General features: G+C 66.3%; 20 protein-coding genes and 6 tRNA genes. 19 read left to right on the plus strand and 7 right to left on the minus strand.

From position 1 onward, the window contains the following. Nucleotide 1: 1 nt before the first annotated feature. Together ASF44_RS16060 and ASF44_RS16065 are read right to left on the minus strand one after the other, a co-directional pair. Nucleotides 2–652 (minus strand): TIGR02281 family clan AA aspartic protease, encoded by a 651-nt coding sequence (locus tag ASF44_RS16060; protein WP_235579233.1) that lies wholly within the window; start codon nucleotides 650–652, stop codon nucleotides 2–4. A 5-nt stretch (nucleotides 653–657) separates the two neighbouring features. Then, a complete protein-coding gene (locus tag ASF44_RS16065; RefSeq protein WP_056900220.1) occupies nucleotides 658–1,143 on the minus strand; it encodes a YajQ family cyclic di-GMP-binding protein in 486 nt (161 codons plus the stop codon). A gap of 75 nt (nucleotides 1,144–1,218) precedes the next feature. Here ASF44_RS16065 and murB point away from each other — a divergent pair, with 75 nt between their 5' ends. After that, nucleotides 1,219–2,271 carry a UDP-N-acetylmuramate dehydrogenase gene (murB, locus tag ASF44_RS16070; protein ID WP_056900221.1) on the plus strand — a complete coding sequence of 351 codons (1,053 nt, stop codon included), beginning with the start codon at nucleotides 1,219–1,221 and terminating at the stop codon, nucleotides 2,269–2,271. Between the two features lie 6 nt (nucleotides 2,272–2,277). Here the strand turns inward: murB and ASF44_RS16075 are convergent, their stop codons facing one another. Further along, nucleotides 2,278–2,604, minus strand: coding sequence for a pyrimidine/purine nucleoside phosphorylase (locus ASF44_RS16075; RefSeq protein ID WP_056900222.1), 327 nt, complete (start codon nucleotides 2,602–2,604; stop codon nucleotides 2,278–2,280). A 26-nt stretch (nucleotides 2,605–2,630) separates the two neighbouring features. Beyond that, a complete protein-coding gene (locus ASF44_RS16080) occupies nucleotides 2,631–2,978 on the minus strand; it encodes an ArsC family reductase (RefSeq protein WP_056900223.1) in 348 nt (115 codons plus the stop codon). A gap of 43 nt (nucleotides 2,979–3,021) precedes the next feature. Here ASF44_RS16080 and folC point away from each other — a divergent pair, with 43 nt between their 5' ends. The 11 genes from folC (at nucleotide 3,022) to ASF44_RS16135 (ending at nucleotide 9,507) form a co-directional block, all read left to right on the plus strand. After that, nucleotides 3,022–4,323, plus strand: coding sequence for a bifunctional tetrahydrofolate synthase/dihydrofolate synthase (gene folC / locus ASF44_RS16085; RefSeq protein ID WP_056900224.1), 1,302 nt, complete (start codon nucleotides 3,022–3,024; stop codon nucleotides 4,321–4,323). A gap of 10 nt (nucleotides 4,324–4,333) precedes the next feature. Next, complete coding sequence (locus ASF44_RS16090) at nucleotides 4,334–5,167, plus strand: SPOR domain-containing protein (RefSeq protein ID WP_056900225.1); 834 nt, start codon at nucleotides 4,334–4,336, stop codon at nucleotides 5,165–5,167. Nucleotides 5,168–5,175: 8 nt separating this feature from the next. Beyond that, a complete protein-coding gene (locus ASF44_RS16095; RefSeq protein ID WP_056900226.1) occupies nucleotides 5,176–5,661 on the plus strand; it encodes a CvpA family protein in 486 nt (161 codons plus the stop codon). A gap of 47 nt (nucleotides 5,662–5,708) precedes the next feature. After that, a complete protein-coding gene (purF, locus tag ASF44_RS16100) occupies nucleotides 5,709–7,211 on the plus strand; it encodes an amidophosphoribosyltransferase (RefSeq protein ID WP_056900227.1) in 1,503 nt (500 codons plus the stop codon). Nucleotides 7,212–7,216: 5 nt separating this feature from the next. Next, the gene (gene gltX / locus ASF44_RS16105; RefSeq protein WP_056900228.1) at nucleotides 7,217–8,641 is read left to right on the plus strand and encodes a glutamate--tRNA ligase; all 1,425 of its coding nucleotides are present in this window, start codon (nucleotides 7,217–7,219) and stop codon (nucleotides 8,639–8,641) included. A gap of 86 nt (nucleotides 8,642–8,727) precedes the next feature. Beyond that, nucleotides 8,728–8,803: transfer RNA gene (locus tag ASF44_RS16110), tRNA-Ala, on the plus strand. A 43-nt stretch (nucleotides 8,804–8,846) separates the two neighbouring features. Further along, nucleotides 8,847–8,922 (plus strand) — tRNA-Glu (locus tag ASF44_RS16115). A 115-nt stretch (nucleotides 8,923–9,037) separates the two neighbouring features. Continuing rightward, a tRNA-Ala gene (locus ASF44_RS16120) sits at nucleotides 9,038–9,113 on the plus strand. Nucleotides 9,114–9,142: 29 nt separating this feature from the next. Beyond that, nucleotides 9,143–9,218 (plus strand) — tRNA-Glu (locus ASF44_RS16125). A 46-nt stretch (nucleotides 9,219–9,264) separates the two neighbouring features. After that, a tRNA-Asp gene (locus ASF44_RS16130) sits at nucleotides 9,265–9,341 on the plus strand. A gap of 89 nt (nucleotides 9,342–9,430) precedes the next feature. Continuing rightward, nucleotides 9,431–9,507: transfer RNA gene (locus ASF44_RS16135), tRNA-Asp, on the plus strand. A gap of 68 nt (nucleotides 9,508–9,575) precedes the next feature. Here ASF44_RS16135 and ASF44_RS16140 read toward each other — a convergent pair. Together ASF44_RS16140 and ASF44_RS16145 are read right to left on the minus strand one after the other, a co-directional pair. Beyond that, nucleotides 9,576–10,205: an RnfABCDGE type electron transport complex subunit B gene (locus tag ASF44_RS16140; protein ID WP_056900229.1), complete on the minus strand. Its 630-nt coding sequence runs from the start codon at nucleotides 10,203–10,205 to the stop codon at nucleotides 9,576–9,578. A gap of 5 nt (nucleotides 10,206–10,210) precedes the next feature. Further along, nucleotides 10,211–11,560, minus strand: coding sequence for a polyhydroxyalkanoate depolymerase (locus tag ASF44_RS16145; protein ID WP_056900230.1), 1,350 nt, complete (start codon nucleotides 11,558–11,560; stop codon nucleotides 10,211–10,213). A 189-nt stretch (nucleotides 11,561–11,749) separates the two neighbouring features. Here ASF44_RS16145 and ASF44_RS16150 point away from each other — a divergent pair, with 189 nt between their 5' ends. Further along, complete coding sequence (locus ASF44_RS16150; protein WP_056900231.1) at nucleotides 11,750–12,979, plus strand: nucleoside recognition domain-containing protein; 1,230 nt, start codon at nucleotides 11,750–11,752, stop codon at nucleotides 12,977–12,979. A 54-nt stretch (nucleotides 12,980–13,033) separates the two neighbouring features. Here the strand turns inward: ASF44_RS16150 and ASF44_RS16155 are convergent, their stop codons facing one another. Then, entirely contained in the window at nucleotides 13,034–14,230 is a 1,197-nt protein-coding gene (locus ASF44_RS16155; RefSeq protein WP_056900232.1) for an amino acid aminotransferase, read from the minus strand. Between the two features lie 140 nt (nucleotides 14,231–14,370). Between ASF44_RS16155 and uvrB the strand changes: the two genes are divergently transcribed. The 6 genes from uvrB to hscB all read left to right on the plus strand — a co-directional run bounded on the left by uvrB (nucleotide 14,371) and on the right by hscB (nucleotide 19,876). After that, nucleotides 14,371–16,464, plus strand: coding sequence for an excinuclease ABC subunit UvrB (gene uvrB / locus ASF44_RS16160; RefSeq protein WP_056900233.1), 2,094 nt, complete (start codon nucleotides 14,371–14,373; stop codon nucleotides 16,462–16,464). A gap of 209 nt (nucleotides 16,465–16,673) precedes the next feature. Then, on the plus strand, nucleotides 16,674–17,210 hold the full coding sequence (gene iscR / locus ASF44_RS16165) for a Fe-S cluster assembly transcriptional regulator IscR (protein WP_056900234.1): 537 nt from the start codon (nucleotides 16,674–16,676) through the stop codon (nucleotides 17,208–17,210). A 60-nt stretch (nucleotides 17,211–17,270) separates the two neighbouring features. Further along, nucleotides 17,271–18,491: an IscS subfamily cysteine desulfurase gene (locus ASF44_RS16170; protein ID WP_056900235.1), complete on the plus strand. Its 1,221-nt coding sequence runs from the start codon at nucleotides 17,271–17,273 to the stop codon at nucleotides 18,489–18,491. 27 nt (nucleotides 18,492–18,518) lie between these two features. Next, nucleotides 18,519–18,920, plus strand: coding sequence for a Fe-S cluster assembly scaffold IscU (iscU, locus tag ASF44_RS16175; RefSeq protein WP_056900236.1), 402 nt, complete (start codon nucleotides 18,519–18,521; stop codon nucleotides 18,918–18,920). Nucleotide 18,921: 1 nt separating this feature from the next. Continuing rightward, a complete protein-coding gene (gene iscA / locus ASF44_RS16180; protein WP_056900237.1) occupies nucleotides 18,922–19,245 on the plus strand; it encodes an iron-sulfur cluster assembly protein IscA in 324 nt (107 codons plus the stop codon). An 85-nt stretch (nucleotides 19,246–19,330) separates the two neighbouring features. Next, a complete protein-coding gene (gene hscB, locus ASF44_RS16185; RefSeq protein ID WP_056900238.1) occupies nucleotides 19,331–19,876 on the plus strand; it encodes a Fe-S protein assembly co-chaperone HscB in 546 nt (181 codons plus the stop codon). Nucleotides 19,877–19,880 lie beyond the last annotated feature (4 nt).

Here is a 19,880-nt window from a genome sequence, read left to right on the forward strand (position 1 = left end):
GTCAGTAGCGCTGCTCCAGCACCATCTGCTGCGGGCCGCGGCTCATCTGGAACCGCGCCAGCACGTTGTTGCCGAGCAGCACGTAAGGCATGGGCTGGGGCAGGACGGCGGCTTCGATGTCCCGGAGCTCGGTCTCGCCGATGCGCAGCGAGGCCAGCCGGACGACCCAGACCAGGGTGGCGCCGTTGGCGGTGCCCATGCTCACCTGCCGGCCCTTGCGGAAATCCAGCCCCAGGCGTTCCGCCTCGGAGGTGTCCATCGCCACGGTGCTGGCGCCCGTGTCCACCATGAACTGCACCAGCTGGCCATTGATGCGGCCCTGGCCCATGAAATGGCCGCGGCCGTCGGCCTGCAGCACGATACGCCGGTTGGCCGCCGGCGCGCCCATGGCGACGGGCGAGCCACCCAGGCGAACGCTGGTGCGGTGCCCGCCGATGTCCAGCTCGGCCTGCTCGCCCTGCAGCGCAAGCAGCTTGACGCCGCGCCAGGTCTCGCCGATGGCGACGCTGCGCGGCCCGGCGCCGTCCACGACCAGCAGGGCACGCTGGCCCAGCACGCCCGTCAGCGCCACAGACGGCGCCGCCGGCTGGGCCAGCGCCTGGCCCAGCCAGGCCGCAAGCAGCAGGGCGGCCAGCGCCGGAGCCGGGCGCACGCGCATCAGTCCCTGAAGTTGTTGAACGACAGCGGGATGTCGGTGATGTCCTTGCGGATCAGCGCCATGGCGGCCTGCAGGTCGTCGCGCTTGGCGCCGGTCACGCGCACGCTCTCGCCCTGGATGGCGGCCTGCACCTTGAGCTTGCTGTCCTTGACCAGGCGCTGCAGTTTCTTGGCCAGTTCGGCCTCGATGCCGTTGCGCACCTTGATCACGCGCTTGACCTTGTCGCCGCCGATCTTCTGCACGTCGCCCATGTCCAGGAAGCGCACATCGACCTCCTGCTTGGTGAGCTTGTTGCGCAGCACGTCGGCGATCTGGTCGAGCTGGAATTCGGCGTCGCCGATGAGGGTGATCTCCTTGTCCTTGAGCTCGATGGCGGCCGAGGTGCCCTTGAAATCGAAGCGGGTGCCGATTTCCTTGGCGCTGTTGTCCACGGCGTTGCGGACCTTCACGAGGTCGGCTTCACATACGGTGTCGAAAGAAGGCATGGCTGGTGTTCCTGGAGGTTGCGCCGGGCCGTGGACGCGGACGCCAGGGCCGGCATGCGATGCGACAATTCCGGGATGTTAGTCGAGATGAATGTGCCTCTGCGGGCCTACAACGCCTTCGGCATCGTGGCGCGCGCGCAGACGCTGGTGCGCGTGGCGTGCGAGGCCGACGTGGCCGCCGTGCTGGCCGATCCAGCGCTGGCGGCCACGCCGAAGTTCGTGCTCGGCGGCGGCAGCAACATCGTGCTGACGGGCGACGTGCGCGCGCTGGTGCTCAAGGTCGAGATCATGGGGCGGCGCGTGGTCAAGGAGACGGACCGCGCCTGGATCGTCGAGGCCGGTGCCGGCGAGAACTGGCACGCCTTCGTCGCCTGGACGCTGGCACAGGGCTGCCCGGGGCTGGAGAACCTGGCGCTGATCCCGGGCACGTTGGGCGCCTCGCCGGTGCAGAACATCGGCGCGTACGGCGTGGAGTTGCAGGACCGTTTCGAATCGCTCGATGGCATCGACCTGGCGACGGGCAAGCCGTTCACGCTCGATGCCGCGCAATGCGCCTTCGGCTACCGCGACTCTGTGTTCAAGCATGCGGCGGCCGAGCTGTCGGACTTCGGCCTGGCGGGCCGCGCGCTCATCACGCGCGTGCGGCTGCGCCTGCCCAAGCCCTGGAAGCCGGTGCTGGGCTATGTGGACCTGGAGCGCAAGCAGGCCGAGACCGGCATCCGGTCGCCCACGGCCCAGCAGATCTTCGACTGGGTCTGCGAGATCCGCCGCCACAAGCTGCCCGACCCGCAGGTGATCGGCAACGCCGGCAGCTTCTTCAAGAACCCCACGGTCACACCCGAGCAGTGCGCCGACATCATCGGCCGCGACCCGCGCGTGGTGCACTACCCGATGGCCGACGGCAGCATCAAGCTGGCCGCGGGCTGGCTCATCGATGCCTGCGGCTGGAAGGGCAAGAGCGTGGGCAATGCGGGCGTCTACGAGAAGCAGGCGCTGGTGCTCGTGAACCGCGGCGGGGCGGAACACCCTGCCACGGGCGGCGAGGTCATGACGCTGGCGCGGGCGATCCAGACCAGCGTCTATGAGCGCTTCGGCATCCGGCTGGAGCCGGAGCCGGTGGTGGTCTGAGGCTGCTCAGCCGTAGTGGCAGATGTAGTGGTACGGCCCGGTCTCGGCCGTCACGCGGATGTCGAACTTCGTGTTGCCCGGCACGCTGAACTCCTCGCCCGCGCTGGACTTGACCCAGGCATCGGTGCCGGCCAGGCGGTATTCGCAGGCGCCGCCCACGCATTCCATGATCTCGGGCGCGGCCGTGCCGAAGGTCAGTTCGGCCGGCAGGACCACGCCCACGCTCTTCTTGGTGCCGTCAGGAAAGGTGATGCCGTGGCTGACGCATTTGCCGTCGAAGTACACATTGGCCTGGGTCGTGACGGTCACGCCCGCGATGCTGCTGGTGGTCATGGTCTCAAAAAGACAGAGTGAAAAAACTAGTTGCGGCGCGCGGCCCAGGCATCGGGCGCAAAGCCCACGGTCACGGGTCCGTCGTCCCATTCGACGACCGGGCGCTTGATCGCGCTGGGCTGCGCGCGCAGCAGTGCCGCGGCGCTGGCGGCATCGTGCACGGCAGCCTGCTGCGCGGCATCGAGCTTGCGCCAGGTTGTGCCCTTGCGGTTCAGCACGGCTTCCCAGCCCAGCTGCGCGATCCAGGTGTCCAGCTGCGCCGGCACGCCGGCCTTCTTGAAGTCGTGGAAGGTGTAGGCAATGCCCTGGTCGTCGAGCCAGGTGCGCGCCTTCTTGACGGTGTCGCAGTTCGGAATGCCGTACAGGGTGGTCATGGCGCGCGATTATGGCGAACGCGTTTGCGACAATCCGCGCCCTATGGAAACCCTTGTCCGAACTCTCGCCGACTGGCTCGCGCACTGCGAGCAACTGCATTCACGCGCGATCGATCTCGGCCTGGACCGCGTGCGCCAGGTGGCCGAGCGCATGCAGCTGCGCTTCGAATGCACCGTCATCACGGTCGCCGGCACCAATGGCAAGGGCTCGACCTGCGCCATGCTGGAATCCATCGCTGGCCAGGCCGGCTGGCGCACCGGCGTCTACACCTCGCCGCACCTGGTGCGCTTCGAGGAGCGTTGCCGCATCGCGGGCGAGGCGGTGGCCGAGGCCGATCTGCTGCCGCAGTTCGCGCGCGTGGAGGCTGCGCGTGGCGACACCACGCTGAGCTACTTCGAATTCACCACGCTGGCCATCCTGGGCTGCATGGCCGACGCCAAGCTGGATTTGGCGGTGCTGGAGGTGGGCCTGGGCGGCCGGTTGGACGCCGTGAATGTCATCGACGCCGACTGCGCCGTGATCACCAGCATCGACCTGGACCACATGGAGTTCCTGGGGCCGGACCGTGAATCCATCGGCTTCGAGAAGGCCGGCATCCTGCGGCCGGGCCGCCCGGCCATCGTGAGCGACCCGATGCCGCCGGCCAGCATCGCCAGGCATGCGCAGGCCATCGGCGCCGACCTGTGGCAGTCCGGCGTGGACTTCAATTTCTCGGGCGACCAGCAGCAGTGGGCCTGGGCCGGGCGCGGCAAGCGCTACAGCGGCCTGGCCTACCCGGCGCTGCGCGGCGCCAACCAGTTGCTCAACGCGGCCGGTGTGCTGGCCGCGCTGATGGCCGTGCGCGAGCGCTTGCCGATCCCCGCGCAAGCCGTGCGGGCCGGCCTGGCGCTGGTCGAGCTGCCCGGGCGCTTCCAGATCGTGCCGGGCCAGCCCACGCTGGTACTGGACGTGGCGCACAACCCGCATGCGGCATCGGCGCTGGCGGCCAACCTCGATGCGATGGGCTTTTTCCCCAACACGCATGCGGTCTTCGGCGCCATGGCCGACAAGGACCTGGACGGCATCCTGCGCCGCATGGCGCCGGTCGTCGAGCATTGGTACTTCTGTGACCTGCCGGGCGCGCGGGCGGCACGCGCGGTGGATCTACAGCAGCGCTGGCAGGCGCTGAACACGCGCAAGGACGTCCAGTCCAGCACGCATGCCGGGCCCGTCCCGGCGCTGGCGGCGGCCGTGGCCAGTGCGAACCCCGCTGATAGAATCTTGGTCTTCGGGTCGTTCCTGACCGTAGGTGGCGTGCTGGAGCAAGGCCTCCCCAAACTGCACGCCAAGCACCTCGGTAGCTGAACTCATTTCCATGGCTTTTTTCAAGTTCCGCGCACGCGGCCCCAAGGGCGACGAGCAGCCGGCCAGCCCAGCGGAAACCATCGACGACATGCGCCGCCGCGCGCGCCATCGGCTGATCGGCGCGACGGTGCTCGTGCTGGTCGGTGTACTGGGTTTTCCGTTGCTGTTCGACTCGCAGCCGCGGCCGATCCAGGTCGATATCCCGATCGAGATTCCTGACCGCGACAAGGCCGCCATGCCGGGTGCCGGTGCAGGCGGCAAGGTGGCGCAGGCCGCGCCCGGCGCTGCGCCGGGCACGGTGTCGGCCGATGCCAGCCTGAATGCCAGGGAAGAGGTGGTGCCCGCGGCGCCGCCGGCACGCGCCGAGACGAAGGCGGAGCCCAGGGCAGAGCACAAGGTCGAACCCCGGGCCGAGACGAAGGCAGAGACCAAGGCCGAGCCGAAGAGCGAAGCGAGGCATGAGCCCAAGGCAGAGCCAAAGGCCGAAGCCAAGGCTACTACGCCTGCCCCCACGCCGGCGCCAGCCGCCGACAGCGGCGCCCGCGCCCGCGCGCTGCTGGAAGGCAAGGCTGCGGCGCCCGCCGCGGCGCCGGCCAGTGCCAGCGCCGAGCAGGCCGGTCGCTTCGTCGTGCAGGTGGGTGCGTTCGCCGATGCCGACAAGGCGCGCGAGACGCGCCAGCGCCTGGAGCGCGCCGGCCTCAAGACCTATACGCAGGAAGTGCAGACCAAGGACGGCGCGCGCATCCGCGTGCGTGTGGGCCCCTATGGCGTACGCGCCGAGGCCGACAAGGCGGCAGAACGCATCAAGTCGCTGAGCCTGCCGGCCTCCGTGCTCACGCTCTGACGCCGTGCATGCCCACCCTCGACTGGATCCTGTTGGCCGTGCTGGTCTGCTCCCTGCTGCTGGGGGCCTGGCGCGGGCTGGTGTTCGAGGTGCTGTCGGTGCTGGGGTGGATCGCCGCCTTCGTGCTGGCGCAATGGCTGGCGCCCGATGTGGCGCCGCACTTGCCAATGGGCGGTGCAACGGCTACGGTGCGCTATGTGGCCGCGTTCGCGCTGGTGTTCGTGCTGGGCGCATTCGCCTGCGGGCTGCTGGCGGCGCTGTTCAAGCGGCTGGTGCAGGCGGTGGGCCTGCGGCCGGTGGACCGTGTGCTGGGCATGGTGTTCGGCCTGTTGCGCGGCGCCATCTTGATTCTGGCGGCCGGCGTCATCATCTCCAATACGCCGTTGCAGCGCGAGCCCTGGTGGCGCGAGTCCCACGGGGCCGGCATCACGGTGTCGGTGCTGCATGCGTTCAAGCAGGCCCTGCCGAGCGGGCTTGCCGAGTATCTACCCTGAGTCTTGCGGCCTGAGCCTGGCCGCGCCTTTTACCTGCGGGATCAACCATGTGCGGAATCGTCGGCGTCGTCAGCAATGCCCCTGTCAACCAGCTGATCTATGACGCGCTGCTGCTGCTGCAGCACCGTGGCCAGGATGCGGCCGGCATCGTGACGCAGCAGGAGCGCAAGTTCTTCATGCACAAGGCCAAGGGCATGGTGCGCGACGTGTTCCGCACGCGCAACATGCGCGCGCTGCCGGGCAACTGCGGCCTGGGCCAGGCGCGCTATCCCACGGCCGGCAACGCCTATAGCGAGGAAGAGGCACAGCCCTTCTACGTCAATGCGCCGTTCGGCATCGTTCTGGTGCACAACGGCAACCTCACGAACGCGCATGCGCTCAAGGCCGAGCTGTTCAGTACCGACCACCGCCACACCAACACCGAGAGCGATTCCGAGGTGCTGCTCAACGTGCTGGCGCACGAACTGGAGCGCGCCACGCGCGGCGTGCCGCTCAAGATCGCCGACGTGTTCGCAGCGGTGCGCGCCGTCCACAAGCGCGTGCGCGGCTCCTACGCCGTGGTTGCGCTGATCGCGGGTTACGGCCTGCTGGCGTTTCGCGACCCCCATGGCATCCGTCCGCTCGTGATCGGCCGCAGCGGCGACACCGTCATGGTGGCCAGCGAGTCCGTCACGCTGGAAGGCACGGGCCACGAGTTCGAGCGCAATGTGCAGCCCGGCGAGGCGGTGTTCATCGACCTGCAGGGCCAGGTGCATGCCGAGCAGTGCGCCGAGTCGCCGCGGCTCAATCCCTGCATCTTCGAGTACGTCTACCTGGCGCGGCCCGATTCGGTCATGGACGGCATCTCGGTCTACCAGGCCCGGCTGAACCTGGGGGAGGCATTGGCCAAGCGCCTGGTGTCGACCCTGCCTCCGAGTGGCGTCGACGTGGTGATCCCAATTCCCGAATCCAGCCGCCCCAGTGCCATGCAACTGGCGCAGCTGTTGGGCATTCCGTACCGCGAAGGCTTCGTGAAGAACCGCTATGTGGGCCGTACCTTCATCATGCCGGGGCAGGGCGTTCGCAAGAAGTCGGTGCGCCAGAAGCTCAATGCCATCGCCAGCGAGTTCAAGGACCGCAACGTGCTGCTGGTCGACGACTCGATCGTGCGCGGCACCACCAGCCGCGAGATCGTGCAGATGGCGCGCGATGCGGGTGCCCGCAAGGTCTACCTGGCCAGCGCCGCGCCGCCGGTGCGCTATCCCAACGTCTATGGCATCGACATGCCCACCAAGGACGAACTGGTCGCGCACGGCCGCACCGTCGAAGAGATCCGCGCCATCATCGGCTGCGATGCACTGATCTACCAGGACGTGGACGGCATGAAGAAGGCCATCGGCTCGCTGAACCCGGCCATCCATGGCTTCGACGCGTCGTGCTTCGATGGTGTCTACGTCACGGGCGACATCTCCGACGGCGACATCGCCCGCCTCAACGAGCGCCGCGTGGGCGGCAACGAGGACGACGCCGACAGCTCGCGCCTTGCCCTGCCCAACGCAGAAGCCGCCTGATTTCCATGCCTGACATGCCAACGACTCCAGTCCGTACCCGCTTCGCGCCGTCTCCGACGGGCTTCATCCACCTGGGCAACATCCGTTCGGCGCTGTATCCGTGGGCGTTTGCCCGCGCGAGCGGCGGCGTGTTCGTGCTCCGCATCGAGGACACCGACCTGGAGCGCTCCTCGCAGGCTGCCGTCGACGTGATCATCGAGGGCATGCGCTGGCTGGGACTGGACCACGACGAAGGCCCGTTCTACCAGATGCAGCGCATCGCCCGCTACAAGGACGTGCTCGCCCAGATGCAGGCGCAGGGCTTGGTCTACCCGTGCTACATGGGAGTTGCCGAACTTGACGCGCTGCGCGAGCGCCAGATGGCCAACAAGGAAAAGCCGCGTTACGACGGCACCTGGCGGCCCGAGCCCGGCAAGGTGTTGCCGCCGGTGCCAGAGGGGGTGCAGCCTGTGCTGCGCTTCAAGAGCCCGCAGGACGGTGTGGTGGTCTGGGACGACAAGGTCAAGGGCCGCATCGAGATCCGCAACGACGAACTGGACGACCTCGTGATCGCCCGGCCCGATGGCACGCCGACCTACAACTTCTGCGTGGTCGTCGACGACATCGACATGGACATCACCCACGTGATCCGTGGCGACGACCACGTCAACAACACGCCGCGCCAGATCAACATCTTTCGCGCGCTGGGCAAGGAGCCGCCGGTCTACGCCCATCTGCCCACCGTGCTGGCCGAAGTGGTGGACGAGCAGGGCGAGAAGCGCGTGGAAAAAATGTCCAAGCGCTACGGCGCCAAGCCCGTCACGCAGTACCGCGACGAGGGCTACCTGCCCGACGCCATGGTCAATTACCTCGCGCGCCTGGGCTGGAGCCATGGCGACGACGAGATCTTCAGCCGCGCGCAGTTCCTTGAATGGTTCGATCTGGACCATCTTGGCCGCAGCGCCGCGCAATTCGACGAGGCCAAGCTGCGCTGGGTCAACGCCCAGCACCTCAAGGCCACGGCAGACGACGTGCTTGCGCCGCTGGTGGCGGAGCAGTTGAAGAAGCAAGGCATCGAGGCCGACGAGCGGTTGCCCGCGATCTGTGGCCTGTTCAAGGACCGTTGCGACACCACGGTGGCGTTGGCGAATTGGGCTGCGGCCTTCTACCGCGGCGTGCAGCCCAAGCCCGAAGAGTTGGCGCTGCATGTGACGGACGCAGTGCGGCCCGCCATCGCCGCGCTGGCCGAGAGGCTGGAGGGCGTGGCGTGGGACAAGCCGGCCATCGCTGCTGCGCTCAAGGAAGTGCTGGCCGCGCATGGCTTGAAGATGCCGCAGTTGGCCATGCCGGTACGGGTGCTGGTCATGGGCACGGCCCAGACGCCATCGCTCGATGCCGTGCTGGCCCTTGCCACGAAAAAAAATGTGATCGAAAGATTGCGAGGGGCTTGAAAAGCGTTCTATAATTTGAGGCTCGATAGATGATGAAAAAGCATGTATAAAACATGCAGTTGCGTCAAAAATTGACAACTACCCAAGGGGGTATAGCTCAGCTGGGAGAGCGCTTGCATGGCATGCAAGAGGTCAGCGGTTCGATCCCGCTTACCTCCACCAAGTAAGTTGTCAGCACTGTCGAACGGATCAGTCCACAGGTTTTGACCCTATCGTCTAGAGGCCTAGGACATCACCCTTTCACGGTGAGTACCGGGGTTCGAATCCCCGTAGGGTCGCCAAGTTTGTAGCGCTTGGGTTGCCGCAAGGTGCCGAAGCTACCTACCAGGAGTGGTAGTTCAGTTGGTTAGAATACCGGCCTGTCACGCCGGGGGTCGCGGGTTCACAGCACACCCGGGGGGTATAGCTCAGCTGGGAGAGCGCTTGCATGGCATGCAAGAGGTCAGCGGTTCGATCCCGCTTACCTCCACCACGTGCGCTGTCGGTCGGCCCTAAGGTTTTGACCCTATCGTCTAGAGGCCTAGGACATCACCCTTTCACGGTGAGTACCGGGGTTCGAATCCCCGTAGGGTCGCCAAGTTCGTAGCGCTTGGGTTGCCGCAAGGTGCCGAAGCTACCTACCAGGAGTGGTAGTTCAGTTGGTTAGAATACCGGCCTGTCACGCCGGGGGTCGCGGGTTCGAGTCCCGTCCACTCCGCCACATNGCCAATATATAAGCAAATCTCGCAAACACTGTTGCATCGCAGCCTCGACCCGGAGCGCGCCCCAAGGTGCCGAAGCTACCTACCAGGAGTGGTAGTTCAGTTGGTTAGAATACCGGCCTGTCACGCCGGGGGTCGCGGGTTCGAGTCCCGTCCACTCCGCCACATCGCAACGGGTTACGCAAGCAATTGCGTAGCCCGTTTGTCTTTGCGCGCCGCATGCGCTGCAGGGCTCAGCTGGGCGCGCGGCGCGCACGTGCGCGTGCCAGTGCGGCCTCGACAATGGTGCGGCGGGAATCGATCGGCGTTGCGGCGCGCTGCTCCATCGCGTGCGCGGGCGGGAGGGGCTCGGTCTGCGGCAAGGCCTCTGGCTTTCCGCGGCGGACATGCTGCGCATGCCTGTCCCGCGCGGCAGTCGCCTGGGCCTCAGACCACGCGGCCCAGCCGGTTTGGCCACCGCTGGCAGGCTCAAGCAGGATGCAGTCGACCGGGCACACCGGAATGCAGAGCTCGCAACCCGTGCAATGCGCTTCCAGCACCGTGTGCATGGTCTTGCTGCTGCCAATGATGGCGTCGACCGGGCAGGCCTTGAGGCACAGCGTGCAGCCGATGCACCAGTCCTCGTCGATGAAGGCCATCTGGCGCGGCCCCTCGGTGCCGTAGGCGGGGTCGAGGGGCAGCGCGGCCTGCCCGGTCAGCAGCGCCAAGCGCTGCACGCCTTCGGCGCCGCCTGGGGGGCAGCGGTTGATCGGTGTCTGCGCGTCAGCGATGGCCTGCGCGTAAGCGGCGCAATCGGGATAGCCGCAGCGCGTGCATTGCGTCTGCGGCAATGCAGCCAGCACGCGTTGGGCCAACGCAGACACAGCGGTCAGGCGGCGCTCGTCTTCTTGGCGGCGACGCGTGCCGCGGCAGTGCGTGCCACTGCATTGCTGCGCGGCGTGCTGGGCTTGGCGCCGTTGTTGTGCGCGAGGACGAAGTCGCGAACCTTCGGGTAGACGCTTTCGCGCCAGCGCCGGCCGCTGAAGATGCCGTAGTGGCCCGCGCCCTTGACCTCGAAATGCTCACGCTGGTCTGCGGCGATGCCCGTGCACAGGTCGTGCGCGGCGGCGGTCTGGCCGGAGCCGGAGATGTCGTCGAGTTCGCCTTCGATGGTCAGCAGTGCGCAGCCCTGGATGTCCTGCGGCTTCACCAGCTCGGAAACGCCCTTGGCGTTGCGCACCTGCCAGGTGCCGTTGACGAGCTTGAACTCCTGGAACACCGTGGCGATGGTTTCCAGGTAGTAATCGGCGTCCATGTCCAGCACGGCGTTGTACTCGTCGTAGAACTTGCGATGGCTTTCGGCACCGACGTCGTCGCCTTGCAGCAGGTGCTCAAAATAGTCGTAATGGCTCTTGGCGTGGTGATCGGGATTCATGGCCACGAAACCGGCATGCTGCAGGAAGCCCGGGTAGACGCGGCGGCCAGCGCCAGGGAAGCTCTGCGGCACGCGGTAGATCACGTTGCCCTCGAACCAGTCGAAGCTCTTGTTCATGGCCAGGTTGTTCACGGCCGTCGGCGACTTGCGTGCGTCGATGGGTCCGCCCATCATGGTCATCGACAACGGCAGACGTTCGCCGCGCGACGCCATCAGCGACACGGCCGCCAGCACCGGCACCGTGGGCTGGCACACGCTCATCACATGGCAGTCGCCGTAGACGGACTGCAGGTGGCGGATGAACTCCTGCACGTAGTTGACGTAGTCGTCCAAATGGAACTCGCCATCGGCCAGCGGCACGGTGCGGGCATTCTTCCAATCGGTGATGTACACCTTGTGGCCACCCAGCATCGACTTGACGGTGTCGCGCAGCAACGTGGCGTAGTGGCCCGACAAAGGCGCCACGATCAGCACCGCCGGCTGGCCCTTGAGCTTGGAGAGCGTGGCTTCGTCGTCCGTGAAGCGCTTGAAGCGGCGCAACTCGCAGAACGGCTTGTTGAGCTCCACGCGCTCATGGATGGCCACCTCGACCCCACCGACCGTAACGGTCTGCAGGCCGAACACCGGCTTTTCGTAGTCCTTGCCCAGCCGGTACAGGAGGTCGTAACCGGCAGCCACGCGTTGGGCGAACGGGTTGTGGCCCAGCGGCGACGCCGGGTTGCCGAACAGCTTGGAGGCAGCGTTTGCGAACTCGGCAAACGGCTCCATCAGGGAGCGCTGGGCTTCGTAGATCTGGTACAGCATCGCGTGGAAGGGGGTAAGGGGATGAGGGCGGTGCAGCGTTTCATGTTGCACTGCAGCAATATAGCAGTTGTCGGACGTGTTTGCATGCCGGGAAACACCAATGCAGTGCACTGGTGGAAGCTTGCGTGCTGCAGTGCACACGGCCGGTGCGCCCATATGCCGCGAATGCGCACAACTACACTGCCCGCCATGTTGAATGGTTTGTGGCTGGGCTTCTTTTTCACGGCCGCGGCCTGTGCCTGCTGGCGCTGGCTCGTTGGCGGGGAAGCCGAAGTCTTCGCGGCCATGGTGCAGGCGCTGTTCGCCATGGCGAAGCTGGCCGTGGAGGTCATGGTGCTGCTCTTCGGCACGCTGACGCTGTGGCTGGGTTTCCTGCGCATTGCGGAGCAGGCCGGCCTGGTGAACTGGCTGGCGCGCTTGCTGTCGCCCCTGCTGTGCCGCCTGATGCCGCAGGTACCGCCGGGCCACCCCTCGCTCGGGCTCATCACGCTCAACTTTGCGGCCAATGCGTTGGGGCTGGACAACGCGGCCACGCCCATCGGGCTCAAGGCGATGCGTTCGCTGCAGGAACTCAACCCCAGCGCCACAGTGGCCAGCAACGCGCAGATCCTGTTCCTCGTGATGAACGCCTCGGCGTTGACGCTGCTGCCGGTCAGCATCTTCATGTACCGCGCGCAGCAGGGTGCGGCCGACCCGACGCTGGTCTTCCTGCCGATCCTGCTGGCCAACGCGGCCGGCACGCTGGTGGCGCTGCTGGCGGTGGCCGCGGTGCAGCGTCTGCGGCTGTGGGATCCGGTGGTACTGGCATATCTGGTGCCAGGCGCCTTGTTGATGGGCGGCTTCATGGCGCTGCTGGCCGGGTTGTCGGCGACGGCGTTGGCGGCGCTGTCGTCGCTGCTGGGAAACCTGACCATGTTCGCCATCGTCCTGCTGTTCCTGCTGGCCGGCGCGCTGCGGCGTGTGCCTGTGTACGAGTCCTTCATCGAAGGCGCCAAGGAGGGCTTCGATGTTGCGAAGAATCTGCTGCCCTACCTGGTCGCCATGTTGTGCGCTGTCGGCGTGCTGCGCGCCTCGGGCGCGCTCGACCTGGCGCTGGACGGCCTGCGCGGCCTGGTGGCGATGGCAGGCTGGGACACACGTTTCGTCGACGCCATGCCCACGGCGCTAGTCAAGCCGTTCTCGGGCAGTGCGGCGCGCGCGCTGTTGCTGGAGACCATGCAGAGCCAGGGCGTCGACAGCTTCGCCGCGCTCCTGGCTGCCACTGTGCAAGGCAGCACCGAGACCACGTTCTACGTGCTCGCGGTGTATTTCGGCGCCGTCGGCATCCAGCGCGCACGGCATGCCGTGGCCTGCGCGGTGCTGGCCGACGTGGCGGGCATCCTGGCCTCGATCGGCGTCTGTTACTGGTTCTTTGGCTGATACCAACAAAAACGCCGCGCAGTGCGCGGCGTTTTCACGGAGAGCAGTGGCCGGTCAGATCACCTTGGCAATGCTGGCGCAAACGTAGTCGATGTTCTTGCTGTTCAGCGCGGCCACGCACATGCGGCCGGTGTCGGTGCCGTAGACACCGAACTCGTTGCGCAGGCGCACCATCTGGTCCTTGGACAGGCCCGAGTAGCTGAACATGCCGACCTGGGTGGTGATGAAGCCCATGTCCTGCTGCACACCGGCGCTCTTGAGCTTGTCGACCAGTGCGATGCGCATCTGCTTGATGCGGCTGCGCATGCCGGCCAGTTCCTCTTCCCACAGCGCGCGCAACTCCGGCGTGTTCAGCACCGAGGCGACGACGGTGCCGCCGTGGATGGGCGGGTTGCTGTAGTTGGTACGGATCATGATCTTGAGCTGGCTCAGCACGCGGCCGGCTTCTGCCTGGTCCTGGCACAGCACCGACAGCGCGCCGACGCGCTCGCCGTACAGGCTGAAGCTCTTGCTGAACGAGGTGGAGACGAAGAAGGTGAGCCCGGCCGCGACGCTCTTGGCGACCGCCACGCCGTCTTCGGCAATGCCCTGGCCGAAACCCTGGTAGGCCATGTCCAGGAACGGCACGAGCCGACCGGCCTTGACCGTGGCGATCACCTGGTCCCACTGCGCCGGCGTGATGTCGTAACCGGTGGGGTTGTGGCAGCAGGCGTGCAGGACGACCACGGTGCCGGGCGCGGCAGCCTTCAGGTCGGCCAGCATGCCGTCGAAGTCGACGCCGCGCTTGGCCGCATCGTAGTAGCGGTAGCTCTCGACCTGGAAGCCGGCCTGCGTGAACAGTGCGCGGTGGTTTTCCCAGCTCGGGTCGCTGATCAGCACCTTGGCGCCCGGGTTCAGGTGCTTCAAGAAGTCGGCGCCGATCTTCAGGCCACCGGTGCCGCCCAGGCCCTGCACGGTCGCGACGCGGCCGCTCTTGACAGGCTCGCTGTCGGCCCCAAATACCAGGTTCTTGACGGCACTGTCGTATGCGGCGATGCCGTCGATGGGCAGGTAGCCGCGGGCCTTGGGGGCCTCCATCATGGCGCGTTCGGCCTTCTGCACGCATTCCAGCAGCGGCAGCTTGCCGTTGTCGTCGTAGTAGACACCGACGCCCAGGTTGACCTTGTTGGGGTTGGTGTCGGCGGCAAACTGCTCGTTCAGACCCAGGATCGGGTCGCGCGGTGCCATCTCGACGGCGGAGAACAAAGACATGAAGGTTCCTGCAGAGGGTTGTCGCTAGCGGGGAGGGCCGTGCTGCGCTAGCCTATCGTGTTGCCCCTCGCGGACCTTGCGAGGAAGCCGGCGACGGCCGTGCACCAATTTTAAGCATTCCTGTCACGATCGGATTCCCTATGTCAGAAGTTCTGGATACGCCTGCTGAAGAGAAGAAGGGGGAGTTCGTCCGTTTCCCCGATTCGCCGTTCGAACTGTTCCAGCCGTATCCGCCGGCTGGCGACCAGCCCGAGGCCATCGACAGCCTGGTCGAGGGCGTGCGCGAAGGCGAGGTGTTCCAGACCCTGCTGGGTGTGACCGGCTCGGGCAAGACCTACACCATGGCCAACGTGGTCGCACGGCTGGGCCGGCCGGCCATCGTGTTCGCGCCGAACAAGACGCTGGCCGCGCAGCTGTACAGCGAGTTCCGCGAGTTCTTTCCGAACAACGCCGTGGAGTACTTCGTCAGCTACTACGACTACTACCAGCCCGAGGCCTACGTGCCGCAGCGCGACCTGTTCATCGAGAAGGACTCGGCGATCAACGAGCACATCGAGCAGATGCGGCTGTCGTGCACCAAGAGCATCCTGGAGCGGCGCGACGTGCTGATCGTGGCCACGGTGTCTGCGATCTACGGCATCGGCGAGCCCGAGAGCTACCACCGCATGATCATGACGCTGCGCGCAGGCGACAAGCTGGGCCAGCGCGACGTGATCGCCCAACTGATCCGCATGCAATACCAGCGCAACGACCAGGACTTCCAGCGCGGCAAGTTCCGCGTGCGCGGCGACACCATCGACGTGTTTCCCGCCGAGCATTCCGAACTGGCGATCCGCATCGAGCTGTTCGACGACGAGATCGAGACCTTGCAGCTCTTCGACCCGCTCACGGGCCGCATCAAGCAGAAGATCCCGCGCTTCACGGTCTACCCGAGCAGCCACTACGTGACGCCGCGCGACAAGGTGCTGACTGCCGTCGAAACCATCAAGCTCGAATTGAGCGACCGGCTCAAGGAGCTGGTCGCCGCCGGCAAGCTGGTCGAGGCCCAGCGCCTGGAGCAGCGCACGCGCTTCGACCTGGAGATGCTGAGCGAGGTGGGCCACTGCAAGGGCATCGAGAACTACACGCGGCACCTGTCGGGCGCCGCGCCGGGCGACCCACCGTCCACGCTGACCGACTACCTGCCGAAGGACGCCGTGATGTTCCTGGACGAAAGCCATGTGCTGATCGGCCAGTTGGGCGCCATGTACAACGGCGACCGCTCGCGCAAGACCACGCTGGTGGAATACGGTTTCCGCCTGCCTAGCGCGCTGGACAACCGGCCGCTCAAGTTCGAGGAGTTCGAGCAGCGCATGCGCCAGGTGGTGTTCGTCTCGGCCACGCCGGCCGACTACGAGAAGACGCATGCCGGCCAGGTCGTGGAGCAGGTGGTGCGGCCGACCGGCCTGGTCGACCCGGAAGTCGAGGTGCGCCCAGCCGCCACGCAGGTCGACGACGTGCTGCAGGAGATCCGCCTGCGCGTGGAGCGCAACGAGCGCGTGCTGATCACCACGCTGACCAAGCGCATGGCCGAGCAGTTGACCGACTACCTGGCCGACAACGGCGTCAAGGTGCGCTACCTGCATTCGGACATCGACACGGTGGAGCGCGTGGAGATCCTGCGTGACCTGCGGCTCGGAAGCTTCGACGTGTTGGTCGGCATCAATCTGCTGCGCGAGGGCCTGGACATTCCCGAGGTGTCGCTGGTAGCCATCCTCGATGCCGACAAGGAGGGCTTCCTGCGTTCCGAGCGTTCGCTGATCCAAACCATCGGCCGCGCCGCGCGCAACCTGCAGGGCAGGGCCATCCTGTACGCCGACCGCATCACCGACTCCATGCGCCGCGCCATCGACGAGACCGAGCGCCGGCGCGTCAAGCAGACGGCGCACAACCTCGCGCAGGGCATCACGCCGAAGGCCATCGTCAAGAAGGTGCGCGACCTGATCGATGGCGTCTACAGCGAGAAGAGCGGCAAGGAGGCCGAGCGCATCGAGCAGGCCGCGCTGCAGCGCGCCAAGGTCGAGGACATGAGCGAGAAGGACGTGGCGCGCGAGATCAAGCGTCTGGAAAAGCAGATGCTGGAGCACGCCCGCAACCTCGAGTTCGAGAAGGCCGCCCGCGTGCGCGACCAGCTTGCGCATCTCAAGGCCCAGGCCTTCGGTGCCGCGGGAGGTGACCACATTCCGGCCGCCTGAGCCCTTAATCCGACAGATTCAATAGGGAATTCTGCTATACTTGAGTTAATTGATCGGGAACAAAAAGCGCATCGAAGAAGTCCATCGCTGAGGGCTCCAAACCGCTTCCACATCGTGACGGATGAAAAGCAGGTGCAAAGCGCGTCGGGTTGGGGTGACACCCCTTCCCAGCTTCAACGGTAGGTCAAGCAATTCAGAAGGAGCTTGCGATGCGTCTGACAACCAAAGGCCGTTTTGCGGTCACAGCCATGATCGATCTGGCCCTGCGCCAGAACAACGGCCCGGTCACGCTGGCGGCCATCAGCCAGCGCCAGCAGATCTCCCTGTCGTATCTGGAACAGCTGTTCGGCAAGCTGCGCCGCCATGACCTCGTGGAATCCACGCGGGGCCCCGGTGGCGGCTACACGCTGGGCCGCAAGGCCACCGAGATCACCGTGGCCGACATCATCGTCTCGGTCGACGAGCCCATCGACGCCACCCATTGCGGCGGCAAGGAAAACTGCCTGGGCGAAGCCGGCCGCTGCATGACGCACGAGCTGTGGGCCGCGCTGAACCAGCGCATGGTCGAGTTCCTCGATTCCGTGACGCTGCAAAAGCTGGTAGACGACCAGATCGCCAAGGGCGTGCAGGTCGAGAGCAAGCCCATGCTCAAGCGCGCCATCTCGCCGCAGCCGGTGGTCAAGCCGATCCGCGTGAACGCGCCCAATTCGGTGTTCGCGCTGGGCAACGCCTTCGCCAAATCCTGAAAACCCATCCGAGTCCTTTGCGCCCGCCATCTCCAGCCAGCCGCGACTGAAAGCTAGCCAATGTCAAGCACGCCCCATTTCCCGATCTACATGGACTACAGCGCCACCAACCCGTGCGACGAGCGGGTGGTGGATGCCATGATCCCGTGGCTGCGGGAACACTTCGGCAACCCCGCATCGCGCAGCCACGCCTGGGGCTGGGAAGCCGAGGCCGCGGTCGAGAAGGCGCGCGAGCATGTGGCGGCCCTCATCGGCGCCGACCCGCGCGAGGTCATCTGGACCTCGGGCGCGACCGAGTCCGACAACCTGGCGATCAAGGGTGCTGCGCAGTTCTACAAGGGCAAGGGCAAGCACATCATCACGGTCAAGACCGAGCACAAGGCTGTGCTGGACACCTGCCGTGAGCTGGAGCGCCAGGGTTTCGAGGTGACCTACATGGACGTGCAGCCCGACGGCTTGCTGGATCTGGCGGCGTTCGAAGCCGCGATCCGTCCGGACACCATCCTGGCCAGCGTGATGTTCGTGAACAACGAGATCGGCGTGGTGCAGGACATCGCGGCCATCGGCGAGATCTGCCGCGCCAAGGGCGTGGTGTTCCATGTGGATGCAGCGCAGGCCACCGGGCGTGTCGACATCGACCTGTCCACGCTGAAGGTCGACCTCATGAGCCTGACCTCGCACAAGACCTACGGCCCCAAGGGCATCGGTGCGCTGTACGTGCGCCGCAAGCCCCGTATCCGCATCGAGGCGCAGATGCACGGCGGCGGCCACGAGCGCGGCATGCGCTCGGGTACGCTGCCTACGCACCAGATCGTCGGCATGGGCGAGGCCTACCGCATCGCCAAGGAAGAAATGGCGGCCGAGAACCAGCGCATCCAGGCGCTGCACGACCGCATGCTCAAGGGCCTGCAGGACGTCGAGCAGGTGTTCATCAACGGCCATGCCACCCAGCGCGTGCCGCACAACCTGAACATGAGCTTCAACTTCGTCGAAGGCGAGTCGCTGATCATGGGCATCAAGGGCCTGGCGGTGTCCAGCGGTTCGGCGTGCACCTCGGCCAGCCTGGAGCCCAGCTATGTGCTGCGTGCACTGGGCCGCAGCGACGAGCTGGCGCACAGCAGCCTGCGCATGACCATCGGCCGCTGGACCACCGAGGCCGACATCGACTATGCCGTGCAGACCATCCGCCAGAACGTGGAGAAGCTGCGCGAACTGAGCCCGCTGTGGGAGATGTACCAGGACGGTGTCGACATCTCGTCGATCCAGTGGACTGCACATTGACCGCACAACATACAGAGTGAGAAAACCATGGCTTATTCGGACAAGGTCGTAGACCACTACGAGAACCCTCGCAACGTCGGCTCCTTCGACAAGGGCGACGATTCCATCGGCACCGGCATGGTCGGCGCGCCAGCCTGTGGCGACGTGATGAAGCTGCAGATCAAGGTGAACGCGCAGACCGGCGTGATCGAGGATGCGCGCTTCAAGACCTATGGCTGTGGCTCGGCCATTGCCTCGTCCTCGCTCGTGACCGAGTGGGTCAAGGGCAAGACGCTGGACGAGGCCGCTGCGCTGAAGAACAGCCAGATCGCCGAAGAGCTCGCGCTGCCGCCGGTCAAGATCCACTGTTCCATCCTGGCCGAGGACGCCATCAAGGCGGCCGTGGACGACTACCGCAAGAAGCGGACGGGCGACAACACGGTGCATTGAGATGGCGGTGACACTGACCGAGGCGGCCGCCCGCCATGTGAACCGCTACCTCGCCAAGCGCGGCAGGGGCGTCGGTGTGCGCCTGGGCGTCAAGACCACGGGTTGCTCGGGCCTGGCTTACAAGCTCGAATATGTGGACGAGGCTGCGCCGGAAGACCTGGTATTCGAGGAGCATGGCATCAAGGTGCTCATCGATCCCAAGAGCCTGGCTTACCTGGACGGCACCAAGCTCGACTTCGTGCGCGAAGGGCTGAACGAGGGCTTCCGTTTCGAGAACCCCAACGAGCGCGACAAATGCGGTTGCGGTGAGAGCTTCCGCGTCTGAGTCTGTTTTCCATCCCGGCAACCGCCATGGCGCACTGCGTGATGGCGGTTTTTTCTTGGGGGCGCCGCTGACGCGCATTGCGACCATGAACCTGCAGTCCACCGATTTCGAACTGTTCGACGTGCCGGCCCGTTTCGCGCAGGACCACGCTGCCTTGCAGCGGCGCTGGAAGGCCTTGCAGCGGGAGGCGCACCCCGACCGCTTCAGCGCCCAGGGCGCGGCGGCGCAGCGCGTCGCCATGCAGTGGTCGGTGCGCATCAACGAGGCCTGGCAGCGCCTGCGCGATCCGCTGCGCCGTGCGGCCTATCTCTGCGAACTCCATGGCGCGCCCGTCGACGTGCACGGCAACACCAAGATGCCGCCGGCCTTCCTCATGCAGCAGATGGAGTGGCACGAGCAGCTCGACGACGCGCGCATGCCGCAGGACTTCGATGCGCTGGACCAGGAACTGGCCGCGACGCATGCCGCGGGCCTGGCGCGTTGCGCGCGCCTGCTGGACGAGGAGCGCGACTTTGCCGCGGCAGCGGCCGAGGTGCGCGCGCTCATGTTCGTCGAGCGCCTGCAGGCCGGCGTTGGCGACAAGCGCGATGCCAGTGCAACCGAAGGGGGCGCTGCTTCCGGAGGACAATGAAACC

It is taken from the genome of Pseudorhodoferax sp. Leaf274, from assembly GCF_001422445.1.
Classification (GTDB): domain Bacteria; phylum Pseudomonadota; class Gammaproteobacteria; order Burkholderiales; family Burkholderiaceae_C; genus Pseudorhodoferax.

Coding starts and splice junctions, on each gene's coding strand:
- ASF44_RS16080 (WP_056900223.1), bottom strand. CDS start 2,978: ATGACCACCCTGTACGGCATTCCGAACTGCGACACCGTCAAGAAGGCG.
- ASF44_RS16155 (WP_056900232.1), bottom strand. CDS start 14,230: ATGTCTTTGTTCTCCGCCGTCGAGATGGCACCGCGCGACCCGATCCTG.
- ASF44_RS16095 (WP_056900226.1), top strand. CDS start 5,176: ATGCCCACCCTCGACTGGATCCTGTTGGCCGTGCTGGTCTGCTCCCTG.
- ASF44_RS16150 (WP_056900231.1), top strand. CDS start 11,750: ATGTTGAATGGTTTGTGGCTGGGCTTCTTTTTCACGGCCGCGGCCTGT.
- ASF44_RS16145 (WP_056900230.1), bottom strand. CDS start 11,560: ATGCTGTACCAGATCTACGAAGCCCAGCGCTCCCTGATGGAGCCGTTT.
- iscU (WP_056900236.1), top strand. CDS start 18,519: ATGGCTTATTCGGACAAGGTCGTAGACCACTACGAGAACCCTCGCAAC.
- murB (WP_056900221.1), top strand. CDS start 1,219: ATGTTAGTCGAGATGAATGTGCCTCTGCGGGCCTACAACGCCTTCGGC.
- ASF44_RS16065 (WP_056900220.1), bottom strand. CDS start 1,143: ATGCCTTCTTTCGACACCGTATGTGAAGCCGACCTCGTGAAGGTCCGC.
- iscR (WP_056900234.1), top strand. CDS start 16,674: ATGCGTCTGACAACCAAAGGCCGTTTTGCGGTCACAGCCATGATCGAT.
- hscB (WP_056900238.1), top strand. CDS start 19,331: ATGAACCTGCAGTCCACCGATTTCGAACTGTTCGACGTGCCGGCCCGT.
- uvrB (WP_056900233.1), top strand. CDS start 14,371: ATGTCAGAAGTTCTGGATACGCCTGCTGAAGAGAAGAAGGGGGAGTTC.
- gltX (WP_056900228.1), top strand. CDS start 7,217: ATGCCTGACATGCCAACGACTCCAGTCCGTACCCGCTTCGCGCCGTCT.
- iscA (WP_056900237.1), top strand. CDS start 18,922: ATGGCGGTGACACTGACCGAGGCGGCCGCCCGCCATGTGAACCGCTAC.
- ASF44_RS16090 (WP_056900225.1), top strand. CDS start 4,334: ATGGCTTTTTTCAAGTTCCGCGCACGCGGCCCCAAGGGCGACGAGCAG.
- ASF44_RS16170 (WP_056900235.1), top strand. CDS start 17,271: ATGTCAAGCACGCCCCATTTCCCGATCTACATGGACTACAGCGCCACC.
- ASF44_RS16075 (WP_056900222.1), bottom strand. CDS start 2,604: ATGACCACCAGCAGCATCGCGGGCGTGACCGTCACGACCCAGGCCAAT.
- folC (WP_056900224.1), top strand. CDS start 3,022: ATGGAAACCCTTGTCCGAACTCTCGCCGACTGGCTCGCGCACTGCGAG.
- purF (WP_056900227.1), top strand. CDS start 5,709: ATGTGCGGAATCGTCGGCGTCGTCAGCAATGCCCCTGTCAACCAGCTG.